The sequence below is a fragment of the Bradyrhizobium sp. UFLA06-06 genome, from assembly GCF_054820065.1.
In genome coordinates this window covers 1-22,513 of the sequence record NZ_JADFUD010000095.1, presented here as the reverse complement: position 1 = coordinate 22,513, position 22,513 = coordinate 1, and the positions used below count along the sequence as shown (strand labels likewise).

Below are 22,513 nucleotides of genomic sequence, written 5' to 3'. Positions count from 1 at the left end.
GCCGAACTCGGGTGCGCGCTTGCTGCGCTCACACTCGCAGCAGCCACCGCCGCGCGCGCGGACGGCTGTCCCAAGCCGAGCGACGAAATCGCGACCGACCGGCCCGACGTCACCAATTCGAGTATCGTCGTGCCGGTCGGGAGCCTGCAGAACGAGAACGGCATCAACCTGACCGGCCGCAGCAGTGGCCGCAGCATCGACGGCAGCAACAGCCGCTGGCGGCTCGGAATCGCGCCCTGCCTCGAAGTGCTGGTCGACCTGCCGAGCTATGTCGGCACCGTGAAATCGCCCGGCGCGTCGGGCTTTTCCGACGTCGCGCCGGGGATCAAATGGCAGATCAGCCCGGTGCCGGGGAAAATCGATCTCTCGATCACGGCCGGCGCCGCGCTGCCGACCGGCGCGGCCGAAATCGCCGGGCGCGGCGCGCAGCCCTATATCCAATTGCCGTGGTCATGGGAGCTGCATGACGGCTGGGGCGTCAGCGGCATGTTCACGGAATTCTTCCGCCCCGCCGAGCCGACCGGCCGGCACATGTCGGAAGCGACCTTCGTGATCGAGAAAAAGTTGACCGAGCGGATCAGCGTGTTCACCGAATATGTCGGCGACTATCCGGACGGCGCGCGGCCGATCCAGCTCATCAACTCCGGCGGCCTGTACCAGATCACGCCGACCCAGCAGGTCGACTTCCATGTCGCGTTCGGGCTCAACCGCAACTCGCCGAACTACATCGTCGGCCTGGGCTATTCGTTCCGGGTCGACGGATTGTTCCGCTAGCCCACCTCCCCTTGAAAAGGGGAGGTCGCTTTGCTCGCCAGAGCAAAGCGGGTGGGGATCTGCTCTCTCCGCTTGCAGCGGAGCCTGTGGCTGACCCCCATCCCGACCTTCCCCCTTTCAGGGGAAGGAGAAGAGCTCAAGCCTCCGCTTCGCGCAGGCCGCTCAGCCACAGCGCCAGCAGCGTCCACACCGCGCCCGACAACAGATACGCACCGGCCGAGATCAGGCCGAAATGCGTCGCCAGCAAGAGCGCCGCGAGCGGCGCAAAGCCGGCACCGAACAGCCAGGCGAAATCCGAGGTCAGCGCCGAGGCCGTGTAGCGATAGTTGCGCGCGAAGCTCGAGGCGATCGCGCCCGACGACTGGCCGAACGACAGGCCGAGCAGCACGAAGCCGAGCACCATGTACACAGTTTCACCGAACGCGCCGGCATCGAGCAGCTGCGGGGCAAAGCCGCTGTAGACCGCGATCGCGACCGCAGACCCGAGCAGCAGCGGCTTGCGCCCGACGCGGTCGGCGATCATGCCGGAGGCGACGATCGCGACGACGCCGACCATGGCGCCGATCATCTCGATGATGAGGAAGCGCACCGGGCTTTCCTTGGTGAACAGGAACACCCAGGATAGCGGAAACACCGTGACCATGTGGAACAGCGCAAAGCTCGCCAGCGGCGCGAAGGCGCCGAGCAGGATGTTGCGGCCCTCCTGCGCGACGGTCTCGCCGACCCGCGCCGGCTCGAGATCGCGGCTTTCGAACAGCTCGGAATATTCATCCGTCGCCACCATGCGCAGCCGCGCGAACAGCGCCACCACGTTGATGGCGAAGGCGACGAAGAACGGATAGCGCCAGCCCCAGTCGAAGAAATCATCCGCCGAGAGGTTGCCGGCGAAGAAGGCGAACAGCGCGCTGGCCACGATCAGCCCGAGCGGCGCGCCGAGCTGCGGCACCATCGCGTACCAGCCGCGGCGATGCGCCGGCGAATTCATCGCGAGCAGCGAGGCAAGGCCGTCCCAGGCGCCGCCCCAGGCGATGCCCTGCAGCACGCGCGCGGCGGCCAGCAGCCAGATCGCAGCGACGCCGATCGTGTCGTAGCCGGGCAGGAAGGCGAGCGCGACCGTGGCGGTGCCGAGCAGGAACAGCGCGATGACGAGCTTGGCGCCCTTGCCGTGGCGGCGGTCGACCGCCATGAAGATCACGGTGCCGAGCGGTCGCGCGGCGAAGGCCAGCGCGAAGATGCCGAACGAATAGAGCGTGCCGGTCAGTTCATTGACGAACGGAAACACCAGCTTCGGAAACACGATGACCGAGGCGATCGCATAGACGAAGAAGTCGAAGAATTCCGACGTGCGTCCGATGATGACGCCGATGGCGATATCGCCGGGTTTCGCCTGCGCGTGACCTGATGCGGTCGGGGTGCCGTGAGCCATTGCTGGGGCTTGTGCCATCGCCGGAGAACCGTCCTTTGGAGCATGATCCGGGAAAGCGGAAACCGGTTTTCCCTCGCGACAAACGCGGGATGCGTTTGCGCGGAGATCATGCTCAAGCAAGAGATGAGGCCACGGGCGGAATTTGCCACGCGGTCCACCTCACCTTCTGACCCTCCATCTCGCAGTGCAACATTGGACAAATTGTCCAATGTGAACTTTGCTGCATCGCAGCTACCCCTTGGCCGAACTCATAAAATTCAAGTGGGGTGAGCCGTGCGCGCCTTGAAATTATTGGCCTTATTGCCGTTCGCGGCGCTCCTTGGCGGGTGCGATTTCGTCGTCCTGGCCCCTGCCGGCGACATTGCCGCCCAGCAGCGCGACCTCGTCGTCATCTCGACCGTCCTGATGCTCATCATCGTGCTTCCGGTGATGGCGCTGACCGTCTTCTTCGCCTGGCGCTACCGCCAGTCCAACGCCGCGGCCCCGTATGAGCCGGAGTGGGATCACTCCACCCAGCTCGAGCTCGTGATCTGGTCGGCGCCGCTGCTGATCATCATCTGCCTCGGCGCGCTGACCTGGATGGGCACGCACCTGCTCGATCCCTACCGCTCGCTCGGCCGCATCGCCGCCGACAAGCCGATCGAGAGCAAGGACGCCCCGCTCAATGTCGAGGTGGTCGCGCTCGACTGGAAATGGCTGTTCATCTACCCGGACTACGGCGTCGCCGCCGTCAACGAGCTCGCAGCTCCGGTCGACCGCCCAATCCGCTTCCGCATCACGGCGTCCTCCGTGATGAACTCGTTCTACATCCCCGCGCTTGCCGGCCAGATCTACGCCATGCCCGGCATGGAGACCAAGCTGCACGCGGTCGCCAACAAGGAAGGCACCTATCGCGGCTTCTCCGCCAATTACAGCGGCGCCGGCTTCTCCGGCATGCACTTCGAGTTCAAGAGCCTGTCGGCAACGGATTTCGACAAGTGGGTCGACAGCGCCAAGGCCAGTGCCAACATGCTCGGCCGCACCGACTATCTGCAGCTCGAGCGTCCGAGCCAGAACGATCCGGTCCGGCTCTACCGCTCGGTCGATCGCGATCTCTACAAGGCGATCCTCAACATGTGCGTCGAGCCCGGCAAGATGTGCATGAGCGAGATGATGGCGATCGACGCCAAGGGCGGCCTCGGCCGCGAAGGCCTCAACAACACGCTGCCGCTGACCTACGACAAATACGCCCGCCGCGGCGCGCCGCTCGGCTCTGAGCCGACCTTCGTCGCCGGCATCTGCTCGATGGACGAGATCAAGGACGCGCCGTCGCGCGAGGTCACCGCGCCGCTCGACCTGACGCCGCTACGCGGCTTCGGGCTGAAGCGGCCGCCGTTCTCGCCCGCGCATCCGTCGTCGACATCCTTGCTGCTCGGCCAGCGTCCGAAATCAGAGTCCTGAGGAGGACCGCATGAATCCCGATCTCGTCAAGATGGTCTTCGGCCGCCTCAATCTGGAAGCGCTGCCGTTCCATGAGCCGATCCTGGTCGGCACCTTCGCCGTGGTGGCGACCGGCGGCCTCGCGCTGTTTGCGATCGTCACCTATTTCCGGCTCTGGACCTATCTGTGGCGCGAGTGGTTCACCACCGTGGATCACAAGCGCATCGGCATCATGTACATGATCCTCGGCATCGTGATGCTGCTACGCGGCTTCGCGGACGCGCTGATGATGCGCCTGCAGCAGGCGATCGCATTCAACGGCTCCGACGGCTACCTCCCGGCCCATCACTACGACCAGATCTTCACCGCGCACGGCGTGATCATGATCTTCTTCGTGGCGATGCCGCTGGTCACCGGCCTGATGAACTATGTGGTGCCGCTGCAGATCGGTGCTCGCGACGTCTCCTTCCCGTTCCTCAACAATTTCAGCTTCTGGATGACGGTCGGCGGCGCCGTGCTGGTGATGATGTCGCTGTTCGTCGGCGAATTCGCCCGCACCGGCTGGCTCGCCTACCCGCCGCTGTCGAACATCGGCTACAGTCCCGACGTCGGCGTCGACTATTACATATGGGGACTGCAGGTCGCCGGCGTCGGTACGACGCTATCGGGCATCAACCTGATCTGCACCATCGTCAAGCTGCGCGCGCCGGGCATGACGATGATGAAGATGCCGGTGTTCACCTGGACCTCACTCTGCACCAACGTCCTGATCGTCGCCTCCTTCCCGGTGCTGACGGCGGTGCTGGCGCTGCTGTCGCTCGACCGTTACGTCGGCACCAACTTCTTCACGAACGACTTCGGCGGCAACCCGATGATGTACGTGAACCTGATCTGGATCTGGGGCCACCCCGAGGTCTACATCCTGGTGCTGCCGGCGTTCGGCATCTTCTCCGAGGTGACCGCGACGTTCTCCGGCAAGCGGCTGTTCGGCTACACCTCGATGGTCTACGCCACCGTCGTCATCACCATCCTGTCCTACCTGGTCTGGCTGCACCACTTCTTCACGATGGGCTCCGGCGCCAGCGTGAACTCGTTCTTCGGCATCACCACCATGATTATCTCGATCCCGACGGGCGCGAAGATGTTCAACTGGCTGTTCACGATGTATCGCGGCCGCATCCGCTTCGAGCTGCCGATGATGTGGACGATGGCGTTCATGCTGACCTTCGTGATCGGCGGCATGACCGGCGTGCTGCTGGCGGTGCCGCCGGCCGACTTCGTGCTGCATAACAGCCTGTTCCTGATCGCGCATTTCCACAACGTGATCATCGGCGGCGTGCTGTTCGGCCTGTTCGCCGGCATCAACTACTGGTTCCCGAAGGCGTTCGGCTTCAAGCTCGATCCGTTCTGGGGCAAGCTGTCGTTCTGGTTCTGGGTCTCGGGCTTCTACTTCGCCTTCATGCCGCTCTACGTGCTCGGCCTGATGGGCGTGACCCGAAGGCTCCGCGTGTTCGACGATCCGTCCTTGCAGATCTGGTTCATCATCGCGGGCTTCGGCGCGTTCCTGATCCTGCTCGGCATCGTGGCGATGCTGGTGCAGTTCGCGGTCAGCATTCTGCGCCGCGAGCAGCTGAAGGACACTACCGGCGATCCCTGGAACGCGCGGACGCTGGAATGGGCGACCTCCTCGCCGCCGCCGGACTACAACTTCGCCTTCACGCCCGTGGTGTACGACAACGACGCCTGGTGGGACATGAAGCGCCGCGGCTACAGGCGCCCGCTGACCGGCTTCAGGCCGATCCACATGCCGTCCAACACCGGCACCGGCATCATCCTCGCGGGACTTGCGACGGTGATGGGGTTCGGCCTGATCTGGTACATCTGGTGGCTCGCCGCCGTCAGCTTCGTTGCGCTGCTCGCGGTCGCGATCGGCCACACCTTCAACTATCACCGCGACTTCCACATCCCGGCGGATGAGGTGGTGCGGGCCGAAGAGGCGCGGACACGCGTGCTCGCCGCGGGAGCCCAGACATGAGCGTTGCAATCATAACCACACAGGACTCCGAGCCGGTCTTCCACGTCATCGACGAGCATGATCATCCGGAAGGCGCCAGCACCATGCTGGGCTTCTGGATCTACCTGATGAGCGATTGCCTCATCTTCGCGATGCTGTTTGCGACCTATGGCGTGCTCGGCGGAAACTATGCCGCTGGCCCGGCGCCGAAGGATCTGTTCGACCTCAAGCTGGTCGCGCTCAACACCACGATGCTGCTGCTCTCCTCGATCACCTATGGCTTCGCCATGCTGACGATGGAGAAATCGAGGATCGGCGCGACGCAAGCCTGGCTCGCCATCACCGGGCTGTTCGGCCTCGCCTTCCTCGGCATCGAGCTCACCGAGTTCGCGCACATGATCCACGAGGGCGCGACGCCGCAGCGCAGCGCCTTCCTGTCGTCGTTCTTCACGCTGGTCGGCACCCACGGCCTGCACGTCACCTTCGGCCTGGTCTGGCTGGTGACGCTGATGGTGCAGACCGCGCGCTTCGGCCTCACCGAAGCCAACCGGCGCCGGCTGATGTGCCTCTCGATGTTCTGGCACTTCCTCGACGTGGTCTGGATCGGCGTCTTCACCTTCGTCTATCTCCTGGGAATGCTGCGATGACAAAAGAAGCTCACGCTCTCGAAGCCAACGCCGGCGGGCACGGCCACGACGCTCACGGCGGGGCATCCCATGGCTCGCTGCAGAGTTATCTGATCGGCTTCGGCCTGTCGGTCATCCTCACCGCGGTGCCGTTCTGGCTGGTGATGACGGGTGCCATCGCCGACAAGCAGGTCACCGCGCTGATCGTGCTGGTGCTCGCCGCGGTGCAGATCGTCGTGCACATGGTGTACTTCCTGCACATGAACACGCGGTCCGAGAACGGCTGGACCATGATGGCGATGATCTTCACCGTGGTCATGGTGGTGATCGCGCTGACCGGCTCGCTGTGGGTCATGCATCACCTCAACATCAACATGATGCCGCTGCACGACATGAGCCAGATGCCGTGACGATGCGGAGCGCCGTAGGCCCCTCTTCACCTCTCCCGCTTGCGGGGGAGCATAGGCCGCCTTTGGCGGCCGTCCTTGAAGGACGCCGAAGCAAAGCTTCGGCTATGACGCGCACAGCGCGTGGCGGGTGGGGGCTCTCTCCACATAATGACCCTTCCGACTCGCGGCGACACCCCCACCCCAACCCTCCCCCGCAAGCGGGAGCGGGGGCGCAGTCCCGACGAGGCGGCGCCTCAGCTCTCCGTCGTTGCACACTGCTCACGCTCGGCATGCTGGGCGTGGTGCTGCTGGGCGCGCTCGGCGTCTGGCAGGTCGAACGCAGGAGCTGGAAGCTGGCGCTGATCGAACGGGTCGAGCAGCGCATGCATGCGGCGCCGGTCGCGCCGCCGCCCCCATCGTCATGGCCGGCCGTCACGGCCGCGAGCGATGAATACCGCCGGGTCACCGTACGCGGCACGTTCCTCAACGGCGATGAAACGCTGGTGCAGGCCGTCACGGCCGAGGGCCCCGGCTTCTGGGTGCTGACCCCGCTGCAAGCCGCTGACGGAACCACTGTGCTGGTCAACCGCGGCTTTGTTCCCGCTGATAAACGCGATCCCGCGACACGGCGCGATGGCGAGCCGCAAGGCCCTGTCAGCGTCACCGGGCTGTTGCGGATGTCGGAGCCGAAGGGCGGATTCCTGCGCAGCAACGACGCTTCGGCCGGCCGCTGGTATTCCCGCGACGTCGCCGCGATCGCTGCCGCGCACGGGTTGTCGCATGTAGCTCCCTTCTTCATCGACGCCGATGCGACGCCAAATCCGGGCGGCGCCCCGGTCGGCGGACTCACGATCGTGCGGTTTCCGAACAACCATCTGATTTACGCGCTGACATGGTTCGCACTGGCCTTTATGCTGGCGGGCGCGCTCCTGCGCGTCATCAGCGGCAGGAGCCGCGCCGGCGCCTCCGATCCAAGGTGGGGCTCACGGCGCGCCGCCGTGCGCCGCTTGATCGGCGCAGCCCGCAATCTGTCTCGCGACACAGGCCCAGATGCTCGAGCGCACATCGGATCTGCATGACGACAAGGCCGCGACCGGCACGGCGGTGATGGCGTCCGCCGCGGGCGCGGCTGCCGGCATGCCGTTCGATCTCGCCGCGCCCGCCGACATCGCGACCAATCGCAAGAACATGGCCCTCCTGGTCCAGCTGCGCTGGATCGCCGTGATCGGCCAGATCGCCACCATCGGCTTCGTGCAGTTCTGGATGGGCGTCGCGCTGCCGCTGCTGCCCTTGGCTGCGGTGATCTCAGGGCTGGTGGCACTCAATATCGTCAGCCTGCTGTGGCTGCGCTACCGCGCCGACATCAACAACCGCGAGCTGCTGGTCGCGCTGGCGCTCGACGTCGCGGCGCTGACCGCCCTGCTCTATCTCAGCGGCGGCGCCACCAACCCGTTCACCTCGCTCTATCTGCTGCAGGTGACGCTTGGCGCGGTGCTGCTGGATGCGCCCTCGACCTGGTCGCTGGTGGCGCTGGTCTGCATGAACTTCGCCTGGCTGACCAGCTATTACCGGCCGCTGGAGCTGCCGCAGCAAGGCTTCGCCGATGCCTTCAACCTCTATATCGCCGGCACCTTCATCGGCCTCGTGCTCGACGCCGTGCTGCTCGTGGTGTTCATGACCCGGATCAACCGCAATCTGCGCGACCGCGACCTGCGCCTCGCGGCGCTGCGCCAGCACGCCGCCGAGCAGGATCACATCGTCCGGATCGGCCTCCTGGCCTCCGGCGCCGCGCATGAGCTCGGCACGCCGCTCGCCTCGCTCTCGGTCATCCTGGGCGACTGGCGCCGGATGCCCGCACTCGCCTCCGATCCTGAAATGTCGCAGGACCTCGGCGAGATGGAGATCTCGGTGCAGCGCTGCAAGTCGATCGTCACGGGCATCCTGCTCTCGGCCGGCGAAGCCCGCGGCGAAGGCTCCTCGCCGACCACGGTCGCGGCGTTCCTGACCGCATTGGTGGAGGAATGGCGGACGACGCGGCCGTCGGCCACGCTGTATTTCCGCAACGCCTTCGGCGCCGATCTCGCGATCGTATCCGACATCGCGCTCAAGCAGGCGATCTTCAACGTGCTCGACAACGCCGCCGAGGTCTCGCGCGACTGGATCGAGCTGACCGCCGAGCGCAATGCCGACCGCCTGGTGCTGTCGGTGACCGATCGCGGCCCGGGTTTCTCGCGCGAGATGCTGGCGCATATCGGCAAGCCGTATCAATCGACCAAGGGCAGCCCCGGCAGCGGCCTCGGCCTGTTCCTGGTGGTCAACGTCGTGCGCAAGCTGGGCGGCGTGGTGACGGCGCGCAACCGGCCGGACATCGGCGCCGCGGTCAAGCTCGAGCTGCCGCTCTCGACGCTCGCGATCGGAGACCATCTTGACGGATGAACGCCAGCTCCTGATCGTCGAGGACGACGCCGGCTTTGCTCGCACGCTGAAACGCTCGTTCGAGCGCCGCGGCTATGATGTGGCGGTGTCGGCCTCGCTCGACGAGGTCCGCCAGCTGCTGGAGCAGCAGTCACCTGGTTATGCAGTGGTCGACCTGAAGCTCGCCGGCGGTGCATCGGGGCTTGCCTGCGTCGAGGCGCTGCACGCGCACGACCCCGAGATGCTGATCGTCGTGCTGACCGGGTTCGCCAGCATCGCGACCGCGGTCGAGGCGATCAAGCTCGGTGCCTGCCACTATCTGGCCAAGCCGTCGAACACCGACGACATCGAGGCCGCGTTCCTTAAAGCGCAAGGCAACGCCGCCATCGAGGTCGGCGCGCGGCCGACCTCGATCAAGACGCTGGAATGGGAGCGCATCCACCAGACCCTGATCGAGACCGATTTCAATATCTCCGAAGCCGCCCGCCGGCTCGGCATGCACCGCCGGACATTGGCACGCAAGCTCGAGAAGCAGCGGGTGAAGTAGGCGATAGAGCCGGATGACGCCGACGACATCCGCGAATGCGCGCCTGCCTCTTGCTTTGTCACGACATCGCGGCAACATCCGCCGCAGTGTCAATGTACTCCTGAAAGCGGACCGCCTTCCCGTCACGGTACTTGAAAACGTGGGCCCATTCGTTCGTTACAGTCTTGCCTGTTTTCTTTGCCCGCGCCGTGAGTGTACCCAGGACCACGACGGTGTCGCCCTGCTCAATCATCTCACGCGGTGCGAACTCGCTGAATTCCAGATTCTCGCCAACCTGGACGAAGAAGTTTGCAATCTGCTGCTTTCCCTTGAAGGTCCCGGCCCAAGGCAGTTTGTCCTGGGGACCCGGGGTTATCCACGTGCAGTCGTCATCGATCAGATCCCTCATGAGCGCCGGAATGTCACCACGTTGAAAGGCCTCATAACCCTTCCTGGTTGCCTCAACATTGGATGTCATCGGATTTCTCCTCGCTGCAAATTGATGGGGTCAATTTAATGTCGATCAAATAACGGCAGGGCGGTCAGCATAGCACGCCGCGCTCCGGTTGCCGTCGTCATCCATGAAGCAAGACAGGACGATACTGGTCAGGATCGTTTACGTAGCTTCGAGCGTCGTTGCGGCTCGCTTCGCTGCCAGTGTATAGCGACGGCATGAGTAATGCCGACAAGGTCTTCCAACCCGGCCCTGACAATGCCGACGATGCGGCCATGATCGCGGCGGCGATCCGCTGCACCGACGATTTCACCGACCGCTTCAATGCTCGCGATCTCGCCGGCACGGACGCGCTGCTGCACTTCCCGCACGTCATTCTGTCCGGCGAGCAGCTCGTGATCTGGGAAGGCCCGGGCCAGCTGCCGCCGTCGTTCTTCGACAATCTGGCGCGCACCACGGGATGGGCGAAGAGCACCTATCAGCGCAAGGAGCCGGTGCTGGTCAGTCCGCGCAAGGTTCACCTCCTGGTCGAATACAGCCGCGACCGCGCCGATGGATCGATCATCACTCGGCACCGCAATCTATGGATTGTGACCTCCGAGAACCGCCGCTGGGGCATCAAGCAGCGCTCGAATTGAGCACGCGGCGCGGCAGCATCAACGGCGTCGCCGACGGGCTACCGCCGAGCCAGGAAGGCCCCCAGCAAGAATGCAACGGCAAGTGATTGAAGCGGAGCCGCCCTGGCCGCCTCACTCAAGTGATGCAGCCACCGATCTTGCTGCGGCAAAGGTTCGAATACGCCGCGCTCAGCCATCTGACGGATCGCCTCTGACGCCTGTTCTATGCGTTGTTCAGGGCTGGCAGCGGAAGCAATGGGGTTTTCGTTAGCCATCGGACGAACGGGCCTTCTGTATCAACGCTAACGTCCCTCGATTGCGGACTGTTCCTCGACTCCTTCAGTAAGCGATGCGCTCAGTCATTCCCGAAGAAATTCGCGAACGGACGAGGCGGGGAGTCGTCGCTTTCGGACGCCATGATCGGCGCTTCGCGGCGTTGTGCCTGCTCCAAGAGCACCGGAGCTTCGCGGCGTTGCTCGCCTTGCTCGATGCGCCGCTGTTGACGCTTCGCCTGCTCGGTCGCGACGCGCTTCGCCTTGCGTTCGGCGTAGCGCTTACGCCGCTCCTTTTCTGCAATGTCAGATTTTCTCGTGTCGACCACGTCTGCCTGCTTCTCGACAGGCGCTTGTACGTCCTTGACTGGCTCCGGTGGTGAGGCTGCGTCTGGCGTGGCGGGCTCTCGTTGGGTGGCAGGCTGCGGTGGCTGCGCGGCTTCTGCCGTGGATGGCAGGATAACGCGCGCTGGTTCCGCAGGCGCTGGCGAAGAGACGCGCGCGGGGGCGCCGGCAGAATCCTTAAGCGCCGAATTCGCCATGAACAGTCCACCACCGAACCCAGCGCCTAGGATAATAAAAGTTGTTCCAACGCCTGCGAAAAAAATGCCTGCCTTTGATGTCATGGTCCGCTCTCCTCATTGGCGAGCGAACGCGCGAAAGTTACCGGCGTTCCGTTTCGGGATAACTCGGCAACGAGTGCCGCTGGTCCAAGAGTCCAGCGGCGCGGACAGTTTGGAGTAGCGATCTGCCCGGGCGAAGGTCGCAGTCGTGGGACTGCAACTTGCGGAGAGCCTGCACCCTCACCCGGATTGCATTTGCCGAGGTAAGCGTGCCCCACGGACACGCCGCCAAGGCAAAAAGCCCGGTCTTGCGACCGGGCTTTTGTTTTCAATCCGTCGAACCCTTTCAGGCGGCTTCGTCCTCGACGGCGGTATCGTCGCCATCGTTGTCGAGATCCTCACCGTCGGCCTCGCCCTCGGCGTCGCCTTCAGCGGACTCGGCCTTGGCGCCGCGGCGCGGGCTCTTGGCGAGTTGGCCTTCGATCTCCTTGATCGCCTCGGTCTCGGTCGAGTGCTGCACGACCGCGATCTCGCGCGACAGACGGTCGAGCGCCGCTTCATAGAGCTGGCGTTCGCTGTAGGACTGCTCGGGCTGCGATTCCGAACGATAGAGGTCGCGGACCACCTCGGCGATCGCGACGATGTCGCCCGAGTTGATCTTCGCTTCATATTCCTGGGCGCGGCGCGACCACATGGTGCGCTTGACGCGGGCGCGGCCCTTCAGCGTCTCCAGCGCCTTCTTGACCAGCGCCGGCTCCGACAGCTTGCGCATGCCGACATTGGCGACCTTCGCCGTCGGGACGCGCAGCGTCATCTTGTCCTTCATGAAATTGATCACGAACAGCTCGAGCTTGGCGCCCGCGATCTCCTGCTCCTCGATCGCCAGGATCTGGCCGACGCCGTGAGCGGGATAGACCACGAATTCGTTGGCCTTGAAGCCCTGGCGCTGGGTCACGACCTTCTTCGGCTCCTCGACGCGCGGCGCGGCGGCCGGCTTGGCGGCGGCCTTCGGAGCAGCGGCGGGGACGGCAGCCTTCGGGGCGGCCGGCTTCGGCGCAGCAGCCGTCTTGGTCGCGGCAGGCTTGGGGGCGACCTTGGCAGCAGCGGGCTTCGCAGCTGCCGCTTTCGCGGCAGTCTTGGCAGTCTTTTCTGGCATCACGCTTCTTTTGTTCTTTGAGGACTTTGCAGCCGCCGCCTTCTTGGCGCCCTTCACAGACGCCTTGGCACGGCCCTTGGTTGCGCTGCGAGCAACGACAGCGGCTTTTTTCGTCGTCTTTGAAGCACTCTTTTTACGCGTTTTCTGTGACACAGCCTGCGCGCGGAAACTGCCACGCCCCTGTTCGAGTTTGCGGGAACCTCGAAGCCACAAGGTACGCATGGCAGGGGGTTCTTGGCCTGTAATGTGTCAGATATAGCACATTTTCCGCAAAAATCAATGGTTTACGCCCGATTCCGGGCATAACAGGGGCCGTTCAGGTCATATGTCCGTCATTAGGGTTAAATCGGCGGCTTAACGGAGGGCCGCGGCGGACCGACGTCCACCCTTACCGTGGTAATCTCTGGCGAATCAGTCGCCGCTGCCCGGATTCGGAGAAAAATATTTCTCGAACTTGCCTTCCTTGCCTTCCCACTCCTTGGCGTCTTCGGGCGAGTCCTTCTTCTGGGTGATGTTCGGCCAGCTCTTGGCGTAGTCGCGGTTGACCTCGAGCCACTTCTCCAGCCCCGGCTCGGTGTCCGGCTTGATGGCGTCCGCCGGGCATTCCGGCTCGCACACGCCGCAATCGATGCATTCGTCAGGATGGATGACCAGCATGTTCTCGCCCTCGTAGAAGCAATCGACGGGGCAGACCTCGACGCAGTCGGTATATTTGCACTTGATGCAGGCTTCAGTGACGACGTAGGTCATCCAAAACTCCGGAACGATCGATTTTTCTGGGGTTGCGTAGCGCAGGAATACCGGGGCCGCAAGGGAAGCGGCCCTCGAAAAACGCCAGTATTCTCACGCTCCTGCCACCCAAATTGAGATAGCAAGCGCTAGATAACTACTCCTTACCGGCCTGCAAATCCTCGTACAGCACGCGCGCCGAGCTGGCATCGCCGCGCCGCTCGGCAAAGCCTGTCACCTTCAGCACGCGGACGCTGTTGTCGAGCGCGACGGTGACGACATCACCGGCCTTCACCGCATGGCCCGGCGATTTCTCGCGCGTGCCATTGATGCGGACATGACCTGACGCGACGAGTTCAGCCGCGCTGGTGCGGGCCTTCACCAGGCGCGCATGCCACAGCCATTTGTCGAGGCGCTGTCGATCCAAACTAGACCAAGCGTTAAAACCAAGGGTTGGACTATTCCTTCCGGCCCGCGAGCTGCTCTTTCAGGGCAGCGAGCTTGGCGAATGGCGAATTCGGATCGATCGGCCGGTCGCGCTCGCGCGGCGCACTCGAGGCGTAGGGCCGATGCGACGGGCCGCCCTCGCGCTTGTCGCGGCCGCCCTTGCCGAAATCGCGGCCGCCGCGGTCACGATCGCCGCGCTCGCCCTTGCGGTCGCCACCGAACTTGTTGTCGCGGCGACGCTCATTGTCGCGATCGCGACCTTTGCCTTCGAAGCGCTCGCGGCGCTGGCCCTTGTCGTCCCGGTTGTCGCGGGCCTGCGCGCCCTCGGCGGGCGCCGCAGCCGGATCCGCGGGCGCACCCGGACGCGGCGTGCGGAAATCCTGATGACGGCGCGGACGGCGATGATGTTCGCGCTTGTTGTCGCCCTCACCGCCGCCTTCAGCGGCCTGCGCGCCCTCGGCAGGCTTGCCCTGATGACGGCCGCGGTTGCGATCATGGCCGCGATGGTGCGGACGGCGCTCGTCGGAACGGCCACCGGGACGCCAGACTTCGACCAGCTGCGGCTCGGCCGGCGTCTCCGCGGTGGCGGGAGCGGCTTCAGCCGGTGCTGCCTCGGCACCCGCGGTCTCCGCGGCCGCCTCAGTGGCGGTCTCGGACGGCGTCTCTGCAGTGGCTTCCGCGGCAGGCGCGGGCTCGGATGCCGTTTCCGCAGCGGGCGCCTCAGCAGCGGGCTCTTCGGCGACAGCGGCGGGCTCCGCGGCAACTTCCGCCACGGGCTCTGGCTTGGTCTCGACGACGACCGGCGTCGCCTCGCTGGACACCACCTCGGCAAAGCCGACATCGGGCAGCAGCGCGGCCGATGGTGCGGGATCGCCGGACACCGGCTGATCCGTGGCAGCTTCCGGCGCATCGGCCACAACTTCGGCAGTGGCACCGACCGGCGCATCCACGGCAGCGTCAGAGGTCGCCTCGACCGGCGGCGTCTCGGCGGCAACCGTCTCGGTGGTCTCGGCCACGGTCTCCGTGGTCTCGGCGACGGCCTCCGTGGTCTCTGCCGGTGTGGCCTCAACGGGCTTCGGCGGCAGCGGCGGACGGCGGTCCATGCGGTAGCCGAGCGCGCGCAGGATCGAGGCAAAGTCCTCGCCGGCGGAGCCGGTCAGCGAGGTCATCGCCTGCGTCACGACAAAGCCGCGGCCGTCGAACGCGCCCGCAGGCTTCTCGCCCGGCGAGGTTTCGCGCCAGGCCAAAGCGGGGCGGATCAGATCGGCGAGCCGCTCCAGGATGTCGACGCGCACCGCGCGCTCGCCGCACTGGCGATAGCCGAGCACGCGATAGGCATCGCGGGCGAGCTGCTTGTCGACCGGGAACGAGGTGCGGCCGCTACTCGCCAGATGCTGCACATTCGACAGCGCCGCCATGTCGACATTGCTCTGCTTTTCGGCCCACAGCAGCGAGGCCAGCGAGCGCGCCGCGGGCTTCAGCAGCTGCGGGAAATAGATGTGGTAGGCGCCGAACCGCACGCCGTATTTGCGCAAGGCCGCGCGCGAGGGCTGGTCGAGATCCTTCATCTCGGCCGCGATCTTGGCGCGCTCGAGCACGCCGAGCGCCTCGACCAGCTGGAAGGCGATGCCGCGGGCGATGCCCTGCAGGTCCTCGGCTTTGGACAGCTCGAACAGCGGCCCGAGCAGCTTCTCGATATGCGTCTTGAGCCAGAGATCGAGCCGGGTCTGCACCGCTTCGCGCGAGGCGCCGGTCAGCCGCTCGTCGGAGATGATCCGCAGCCGCGGATGCAGCGCGTCGTCGGCGGCGACCAGCTTGGCGACCGCATCGCCGGTCCAGCGGATGGTGCCGTCGGAGGTCAGCACGAACTGCTCGTCGGGGGCGGCGCCCAGTTTCTCGGCACGCGCATCGATCTCGCGCGCCAGCACCTGCTGGGCGGCGGCTTGCAGCGCCTTGGCGTCGCTGCCGGCCTCGGCCGCATCAGGTGCGAAGGTGAAACCATCGAGCCGGCCGATCACGTGGCCTTCCACGATCACTTCACCGGTCTTGCCAATTTCCGTATTCAAAACTGAGTTCTCCCGCAGGCGGCGCATCAATACACTGGTCCGCCTGTCAACGAAACGCTCCGTGAGCCGTTCATGCAGCGCATCGGATAATTTATTTTCGAGCTCGCGCGTGATCCCCTGCCAGTGGTCCGGGTCGTAAAGCCAGTCCGGCCGGTTGGCAACAAAGGTCCAGGTCCTGATCTGCGCGATCCGGCCCGATAGCGTGTCGATATCGCCATCGGTCCGGTTGGCCTGGTCGACCTGGGCGGCAAACCATGCGTCAGGGATACGCCCCTTTTGCATCAGGAAGCCATACAGCGTGGTCACGAGTTCGGCATGGGCGGCCGGCGACAGCTTTCGATAGTCCGGAACCTGGCAGGCCTCCCACAGCCGCTCCACCGCTTTAGCCCCATGCGCCAATTCGCGCACCTCGGCGTCGCGCGCGACATGCTCGAGCACCCGCAGGTCCTCGGCCACCGGGGCCCGCGTCAGTGCCTCATGATTGGGCGTCAGCGCCAGCGACACCTGCAACGCGCCGAGCGAGGCGAAATCGAGCTTGGCGTTGCGCCATTGCAGCACCTTGACGGCATCGAAGGTGTGGTTCTGCAGCGCGTTGACGAGCTCCGGCTCGAACGGCGCGCAGCGCCCGGTGGTGCCGAAGGTGCCGTTGCGCGTCGCGCGGCCGGCGCGACCGGCGATCTGCGCGAATTCGGCCGGCGTCAGGCGGCGGAACTGGTAGCCGTCATACTTGCGGTCGGAGGCAAAGGCGACGTGATCGACGTCGAGATTGAGCCCCATGCCGACCGCGTCGGTGGCGACGAGATAATCGACGTCGCCGTTCTGGAACATCGCGACCTGCGCATTGCGCGTGCGGGGCGACAGGGAGCCAAGCACCACGGCAGCGCCGCCATGCTGGCGACGGATCAATTCGGCGACCGCGTAGACCTCGTCCGCCGAGAACGCGACAATTGCTGTTCTACGCGGCTGCCGCGTGATCTTGCGGTCGCCGGCGAATTCGAGCTGCGACAGCCGCGGCCGCGTGATGATCGAGGCACCCGGCAGCAGCCGCTCGATCATCGGCCGCATTGTTGCCGCGCCCAGCAGCAGCGTCTCGTCGCGGCCGCGGCGATTGAGGATGCGATCGGTGAACACATGCCCGCGCTCGAGATCGGCGGCGATCTGGATCTCGTCGACCGCGAGAAAGGATACATCGAGATCCCGCGGCATCGCCTCGACGGTCGAGACCCAGAAGCGCGGCGCCTTCGGCTTGATCTTCTCCTCGCCCGTGACCAGCGCGACGTTGTCGACACCGGCGCGATCCGCGATCTTGTTGTAGACCTCGCGCGCCAAGAGCCGCAGCGGCAGCCCGATCAGGCCGGACGAATGCGCCAGCATGCGCTCGATGGCCAGATGCGTCTTGCCGGTGTTGGTCGGCCCGAGCACCGCGGTGACGCCTGCACCGGGCACGCGGTCATTTCCGAACGAATTTGAGAAAGCCATATTTTGCAGGTGTTTCTTGAATTTGTTGGGGCGCTCTCTGATCCGTCATCCCCGGTACAACGGCGAATTCGCCGTTGTACCTGCGAGGAGCGCGTCAGCGCGTCTCGAAGGATGCATGGCCGAGATCGACCCGTTTGCGGCGATCTTGATGAGACAGCAGGGCCGTCGCCCTTCGAGACGGCCGCTGCGCGGCCTCCTCAGGGTGACGGTGAGGGATTGACGCTCTGGTCTTCACTCCTTCACGCGTCCTTTCGCAAAATCTGTCTCACAATGCGACGCTTTCCGCGCCCGGCTTAAGCTCTGGAACGAGTCTAGAACGAATCGCGGCCGAATCGCTGACTCGATTTGGGACCTGAAACGTTCACCGCAACATCTCGGGTAGGCTGACGGCGGCGGCACTAGATCAAGTTTGAGAGGGCTCCACAAGCACAGGATATGCGGACTGAATTCCTTAAGTTCCAGGGGTAACCGAGTCGAATCAGAAGCGGGCAAGAGTCAACTGGATTCCGGTGACGTTCGTTGCATGGCGCAGGGCAATCACCCTCTCAATCCCGTCATCCTGAGGAGCGCGTAGCGCGTCTCGAAGGATGCACGGCCCGGCTGGTGGCGTCGCCCTTCGAGACGGCCGCTTCGCGGCCTCCTCAGGGTGACGGTCTGGCTACCGCGTAGCCCGCATGAGCGAAGCGATATGCGGGACGACTGTCCCCGGATAGCGCTTCGCTTATCCGGGCTACGACAGGGGTTACTGCGTCTTCGCCACGCGCGGCGGCGCGGCTGTCGTCACGAACGAGGTGGCTTCCAGCATGGCCTGGCCGAGCGGGGTCGGGATCGTCATGCGGAACGGCACCAGCAGGCGGGTGCCGGCGATCGGCACGAAGGCGATCTCGATGTTGCGCTGGGCGGCGAGGTATTTGATCACGGGGCGATCCGGGATGTAGCCCGAGATCGGCACGAAATAGAGCGCACAGACCAGCGCCGGGCCGTGATAGCCGCGCTCGGCCTTGACGATCTCGACCCGCTTGAAATCGAGCTTGAGGTCGTAGCGCATGCGGCCGTCGAAGATGCCGGCGCCGCTGCGGCAGATATCCGGGCTCATCAATTCGGCATTGCCGGGGGCGCGCAGGAACGAGCCGGTCATCGGATCGAACACGTTCTTCTTCTGCGCGTCGGTCACCGGCAGGCGGTCGGCATCGACCGGCGGCTCCGGCTCGATCGCGGATTCCTTGATGCCGCCATTGGCCAGCACCATCCGGATCGTCTCCGACTTCTTCGAGGTGGTGGTGGTCGCGGTGTAGGAGGAGGCGGCCAGCGCGCCGTTGACGACGCGGCCCTGCGAGGCGCCCGCGCCGGAGCCGCCGGAAAACGCCTTCAGCAGGCCCGCGGTGCCGCCCTGGGCCGAGGCCGAGAAGGTGTCGTCGCCGATTTCGATGGTCCAGCTGCCCTTGCCGACCGGGATACCGGCCAGGGTCGCCTCATACTGGGCGTCGAGCCGACCCTGCGCGCTGGCGCGCTCGGCGCAGAACAGCAGCAATGCGCCCGCGCACAGGCCGAGCAGCCGGCCGAGCGGGGGCAAAATGGCAATGGCGGTGGTCACTTAACCTACCTGACGGTCCTGCTATCGGCGCTCTATCCGTTGTCCATTTCGGCGTTCAATTCGGCCGGACAACAAGGCGCATCTTGTATGGAACCTAGACTTGCAGCCGAATACGCCCTTTATATGGTTGCCATATCCGCCGTTAAGTGGCTGGAAGACCTTATGAACCGGCAATTCCGGTGCCCCGCATGCGGCGATATAATCTTGACGCTCGGGTATTCTCCCCCTATACACCCGCGGTTCCTGGAAAATGGACGCGAATTCAAAACCCCCGCGCGGGCCGTGTGATTGCACGCCCTTCGAGCGGCGGGGATGCAATAAGGATTTTGTAAGATGTCCCGGCGCTGCGAACTGACGGCCAAGGGCCCCCAGACGGGCCACAAGGTGAGCCACTCGAACATCAAGACCAAGCGGCGCTTCCTGCCGAACCTGGCCAACATCACCTTCATCTCCGAAGCGCTCGGCCGCAACGTGCGCCTGCGCGTCTCGACCAACGCGCTGAAGAGCGTCGACCACAATGGCGGCCTCGATGCCTACCTGCTCAAGGCCAAGGCCGACGTGCTCTCGCCCCGCGCTTTGGATCTCAAGCGCGCGATCGAGAAGAAGGTCGGCAAGCCGGCGCCGGTGAAGAAGGCGAGCTGAGCTAGCGGCGAACGCGGAGCTCGCGGAGAGAGTTTTGAACGGCCGGGTCGATGACCCGGCCGTTTTTGTTTTGGGAAGATCGTCTCGTTCACCTCTCAGGCGCATCCCTCGCGGAATCATCCGAGAGCGAGCATTTCAATTTGCGATAGTGCAGTGCTTGGACAGGTTGTCGAGGCAATCGCAGGGAGCCGATACATCGCAGCAATCGCGTCTGAGTTCACCCTGAGCTCGGGACCCATGGGTGCGTGCGTGCTGGCACCCGGCGTTCCCTTCGCCCTCTGCCGACAAGCGAAGCTGCCGCAAAGCTCAGGCCGATCGCGCCGCGAGACTACGCGCGCGCAGCCTCTCCTGCTGTCTGACAGGTGAATCGATCCGACCGACGCGCGCACGCGCGCGTGAGTAGCGAGTGGATTGTTCTTTTCGTGATTGCGCACGGAGCAAAACAATCCATCGTACAGCGCCAAGAGAGATGGATTGCTTCCGCCTTCGCCAAGGCTTCGGCGGACAAGTCGTCGCTTCGCTCCTCGCAATGACGGCGTCGCCAATGACTACGACAGTCCGCTGACAGCTGCCGCCAATGACAGCGGTATCATCTCTTCCATCACGCGCACATCACACGAGTCTTCTGCTTGATGCATCGAGAGTGCGTGAAGAAATGCTTAACGCAGGCGCCCCGACCCACAAAGAAAGCCTATAAATAAAGGCAAAAGCGGCTTCTCGCGTGGACTTGTCGCGCCGCAGCCTTGGCGAAGGCGGACGTTAATCACAACATCGCTGCGCATCATCACGAGCGCATGAGGCGCATGCAAAACGCCACGATCTCTTCCAGATATTAGTGTGCAAACAAGCCGTCCGACACGCATGCGATTCGACGCGGTACGCCGCATCGTCTCGAAGACCGTGAGGGACATCACGGCCAGCACAACTGATTGTGAGGCAGGTGCGCCGCACTCTTGGGAAGAAGCCTGGCCGTTCTTATGTCACGTCCAAAGAACGACCCCGATAAAGGAATTGCTCGATGCAAGTTCGCGCAGCCGATCCGCGCGGAAGACTGGTGCCTGCGATTGCAACCGCCGCTGTGGCGGTGCTCGCCACGGCCGCCCTCGTCATCCTCGAATTCAACCCGCCGCGCAATGTGCAGGCCGCGGCCGAGCCCGGCATGATCACGTCCGCCGCCGCCAGCCGCGCCGGCGCCACCGTGCTGCCGACCGATCCGGTGACGACCGGCAGCGTGCGGGTGCGCTAAAGTTATTCCCTCGCCCCGCTCTTGCGGGGAGAGGGTTAGGGTGAGGGGCTTCTCTCCACACGTTAGGTCGCCGTTAGACCTGTACCCCCTCACCCGGATCGCATTGCGCTACGCTACATGCGATCCGACCTCTCCCCGCAAGCGGGGCGAGGTTAAGGAAGCGGCATTCCGCTCCACGGCAGGCCACCGCACATAGGCCAGTTTGGCCACGCCCGTCGCATTTTCGCATCCCTGCCCTGGCGTCTCGCCACAAGCCTGCCTCCCCTGACCTGCGTAAGCTCTCCCTCGCGAACAAAACAAAAAAGCCACAGGGAGGCTCACAATGATCTGGAAGGCCGTCACGGCAGCCGTCGCGCTTGCGCTCGCGACACAGGCGCACGCCGCCGAGAAGAAATATGGCACGGGCGCCAGCGACACCGAGATCAAGCTCGGACAGACCTCGCCATTCTCCGGCGCGGCGTCGGCCTACAGCGTGATCGCGAAGACGCAGGCCGCCTATTTCAAGATGATCAACGACCAGGGCGGCGTGAACGGGCGCAAGATCAACCTGATCACGCTCGACGACGGCTACTCGCCGCCGAAGACGGTGGAGCAGACCCGCAAGCTGGTGGAGCAGGAGGAGGTCGCCGCGATCCTCAATCCGCTGGGCACGCCGACGGGCTTGGCCGTCCGCAAATATCTCAACGACAAGAAGGTGCCGCAGCTGTTCGTCGGCGCCGGCGCCACGCTGTGGGGCGACTATCAGCATTATCCGTGGACGATCGGCTTCCAGCCGTCCTACCAGGCCGAGACCGCTGTCTACGCCAAATATGTGCTGACCAACAAGCCGGATGCGAAGATCGCGCTGTTCTACCAGAACGACGACGCCGGCAAGGATTACGGCAACGGCTTCAAGAAGGGGTTGGGGCCGGAGAACACCGCCAAGATGGTGGTAGCGGAAACGACCTATGAATCCACCGACCCGACGGTCGACAGCCAGATCGTGAAACTGAAATCCTCCGGCGCCAACGTGCTGTTCATGCACGCGATCCCCAAGCAGGCGGCGCAGGCGATCAAGAAGATCGGCGAGATCGGCTGGAAGCCGGACCTGTTCTTCCTCGCGGCGACCTCGACCTCGGTGTCCTCGGTGCTGAAGCCCGCCGGCTTCGAATACTCCAGGGACATCATCTCGTCCTACTCGCTGAAGGATCCGAACGATCCGCAGTGGAAGGACGATAAGGACGTGATCGCCTGGCAGGACTTCATGAAGAAGTATTTTCCGGACGGCAATCTGCAGGACCAGCTGATCGTCTACGGCTATGTGGTGGCAGAGGCGACGGTGCAGGTGCTCAAGCAGTGCGGCGACGACCTCACCCATGAGAACATCATGAAGCAGGCCGCCAGTCTCGACATCGCGCTGCCGATGTTCCTGCCCGGCATCAAGGTGAAGACCTCGCCGACCGACTATTTCCCGGTGGAGGCGATGCGGCTGCAGAAGTTCAGCGGCGAGACCTGGCAGCTGTTCGGCGACACGATCGGCAATGATTGAGGGGTTGTTGAAAGCAGAACTACCCACATCAAGACTGTCGTCCCTGCGAAAGCAGGCAACTGTTATGTTGGTTTGGTCTGCAGGTACGGCTTTCGGTCTCGCATCATGGCATTGAGGACCGTGAGCAGCTT

General features: G+C 64.5%; 20 protein-coding genes. 12 read left to right on the top strand and 8 right to left on the bottom strand.

The genetic code is table 11. The features are described from left to right. Positions 1–774 (top strand): transporter (locus IF803_RS39830; RefSeq protein WP_461195875.1); only part of this gene is annotated, 774 nt, incomplete at its 5' end. A 136-nt stretch (positions 775–910) separates the two neighbouring features. Here IF803_RS39830 and IF803_RS39825 read toward each other — a convergent pair. Then, positions 911–2,200, bottom strand: coding sequence for an MFS transporter (locus IF803_RS39825; RefSeq protein WP_038387817.1), 1,290 nt, complete (start codon positions 2,198–2,200; stop codon positions 911–913). A gap of 273 nt (positions 2,201–2,473) precedes the next feature. On the opposite strand from IF803_RS39825, the gene cyoA reads away from it, so the two are divergent. From cyoA to IF803_RS39790, 7 genes are all read left to right on the top strand, one after another. Continuing rightward, complete coding sequence (gene cyoA / locus IF803_RS39820; RefSeq protein WP_461195874.1) at positions 2,474–3,640, top strand: ubiquinol oxidase subunit II; 1,167 nt, start codon at positions 2,474–2,476, stop codon at positions 3,638–3,640. A 10-nt stretch (positions 3,641–3,650) separates the two neighbouring features. Further along, entirely contained in the window at positions 3,651–5,654 is a 2,004-nt protein-coding gene (gene cyoB / locus IF803_RS39815) for a cytochrome o ubiquinol oxidase subunit I (protein WP_461195873.1), read from the top strand. Further along, the gene (gene cyoC, locus IF803_RS39810; protein WP_157348826.1) at positions 5,651–6,280 is read left to right on the top strand and encodes a cytochrome o ubiquinol oxidase subunit III; all 630 of its coding nucleotides are present in this window, start codon (positions 5,651–5,653) and stop codon (positions 6,278–6,280) included. The genes cyoB and cyoC overlap by 4 nt, the downstream gene beginning before the upstream one ends. After that, positions 6,277–6,669, top strand: coding sequence for a cytochrome o ubiquinol oxidase subunit IV (cyoD, locus tag IF803_RS39805; RefSeq protein WP_461195872.1), 393 nt, complete (start codon positions 6,277–6,279; stop codon positions 6,667–6,669). The genes cyoC and cyoD overlap by 4 nt, the downstream gene beginning before the upstream one ends. Before the next feature lie 269 nt (positions 6,670–6,938). Beyond that, complete coding sequence (locus IF803_RS39800; protein WP_461195871.1) at positions 6,939–7,727, top strand: SURF1 family protein; 789 nt, start codon at positions 6,939–6,941, stop codon at positions 7,725–7,727. Further along, positions 7,699–9,084: an ATP-binding protein gene (locus IF803_RS39795; RefSeq protein ID WP_461195870.1), complete on the top strand. Its 1,386-nt coding sequence runs from the start codon at positions 7,699–7,701 to the stop codon at positions 9,082–9,084. The genes IF803_RS39800 and IF803_RS39795 overlap by 29 nt, the downstream gene beginning before the upstream one ends. Continuing rightward, positions 9,074–9,610: a response regulator transcription factor gene (locus IF803_RS39790; RefSeq protein ID WP_304497685.1), complete on the top strand. Its 537-nt coding sequence runs from the start codon at positions 9,074–9,076 to the stop codon at positions 9,608–9,610. Before IF803_RS39795 ends, IF803_RS39790 begins: the two co-directional genes overlap by 11 nt. Before the next feature lie 58 nt (positions 9,611–9,668). Here IF803_RS39790 and IF803_RS39785 read toward each other — a convergent pair whose 3' ends face one another. Beyond that, a complete protein-coding gene (locus IF803_RS39785; protein ID WP_461195869.1) occupies positions 9,669–10,067 on the bottom strand; it encodes a nuclear transport factor 2 family protein in 399 nt (132 codons plus the stop codon). A 194-nt stretch (positions 10,068–10,261) separates the two neighbouring features. Here IF803_RS39785 and IF803_RS39780 point away from each other — a divergent pair, with 194 nt between their 5' ends. Continuing rightward, the gene (locus IF803_RS39780; protein WP_304497686.1) at positions 10,262–10,681 is read left to right on the top strand and encodes a hypothetical protein; all 420 of its coding nucleotides are present in this window, start codon (positions 10,262–10,264) and stop codon (positions 10,679–10,681) included. Positions 10,682–11,015: 334 nt separating this feature from the next. On the opposite strand, the gene IF803_RS39775 is transcribed toward IF803_RS39780, so the two are convergent. From IF803_RS39775 to IF803_RS39750, 6 genes are all read right to left on the bottom strand, one after another. Then, the gene (locus IF803_RS39775) at positions 11,016–11,558 is read right to left on the bottom strand and encodes a hypothetical protein (RefSeq protein ID WP_304497687.1); all 543 of its coding nucleotides are present in this window, start codon (positions 11,556–11,558) and stop codon (positions 11,016–11,018) included. 283 nt (positions 11,559–11,841) lie between these two features. Continuing rightward, the gene (locus tag IF803_RS39770) at positions 11,842–12,651 is read right to left on the bottom strand and encodes a CarD family transcriptional regulator (RefSeq protein WP_461195868.1); all 810 of its coding nucleotides are present in this window, start codon (positions 12,649–12,651) and stop codon (positions 11,842–11,844) included. A gap of 411 nt (positions 12,652–13,062) precedes the next feature. Continuing rightward, positions 13,063–13,401: a ferredoxin FdxA gene (gene fdxA / locus IF803_RS39765; RefSeq protein ID WP_016844914.1), complete on the bottom strand. Its 339-nt coding sequence runs from the start codon at positions 13,399–13,401 to the stop codon at positions 13,063–13,065. 136 nt (positions 13,402–13,537) lie between these two features. Beyond that, the gene (locus IF803_RS39760; protein ID WP_461195867.1) at positions 13,538–13,807 is read right to left on the bottom strand and encodes an RNA-binding S4 domain-containing protein; all 270 of its coding nucleotides are present in this window, start codon (positions 13,805–13,807) and stop codon (positions 13,538–13,540) included. 31 nt (positions 13,808–13,838) lie between these two features. Continuing rightward, a complete protein-coding gene (locus tag IF803_RS39755) occupies positions 13,839–17,372 on the bottom strand; it encodes a helicase-related protein (RefSeq protein WP_461195866.1) in 3,534 nt (1,177 codons plus the stop codon). Between the two features lie 742 nt (positions 17,373–18,114). Continuing rightward, positions 18,115–18,945, bottom strand: a complete 831-nt coding sequence (locus IF803_RS39750; protein ID WP_016843497.1) for a DUF3108 domain-containing protein — start codon at positions 18,943–18,945, stop codon at positions 18,115–18,117. Between the two features lie 354 nt (positions 18,946–19,299). On the opposite strand from IF803_RS39750, the gene rpmB reads away from it, so the two are divergent. From rpmB to IF803_RS39735, 3 genes are all read left to right on the top strand, one after another. Beyond that, positions 19,300–19,608: a 50S ribosomal protein L28 gene (gene rpmB / locus IF803_RS39745; RefSeq protein WP_028341882.1), complete on the top strand. Its 309-nt coding sequence runs from the start codon at positions 19,300–19,302 to the stop codon at positions 19,606–19,608. Positions 19,609–20,626: 1,018 nt separating this feature from the next. Next, the gene (locus tag IF803_RS39740; protein WP_028336196.1) at positions 20,627–20,854 is read left to right on the top strand and encodes a hypothetical protein; all 228 of its coding nucleotides are present in this window, start codon (positions 20,627–20,629) and stop codon (positions 20,852–20,854) included. A gap of 322 nt (positions 20,855–21,176) precedes the next feature. Beyond that, positions 21,177–22,382, top strand: coding sequence for an ABC transporter substrate-binding protein (locus IF803_RS39735; protein ID WP_461195865.1), 1,206 nt, complete (start codon positions 21,177–21,179; stop codon positions 22,380–22,382). Positions 22,383–22,513: the final 131 nt, after the last annotated feature.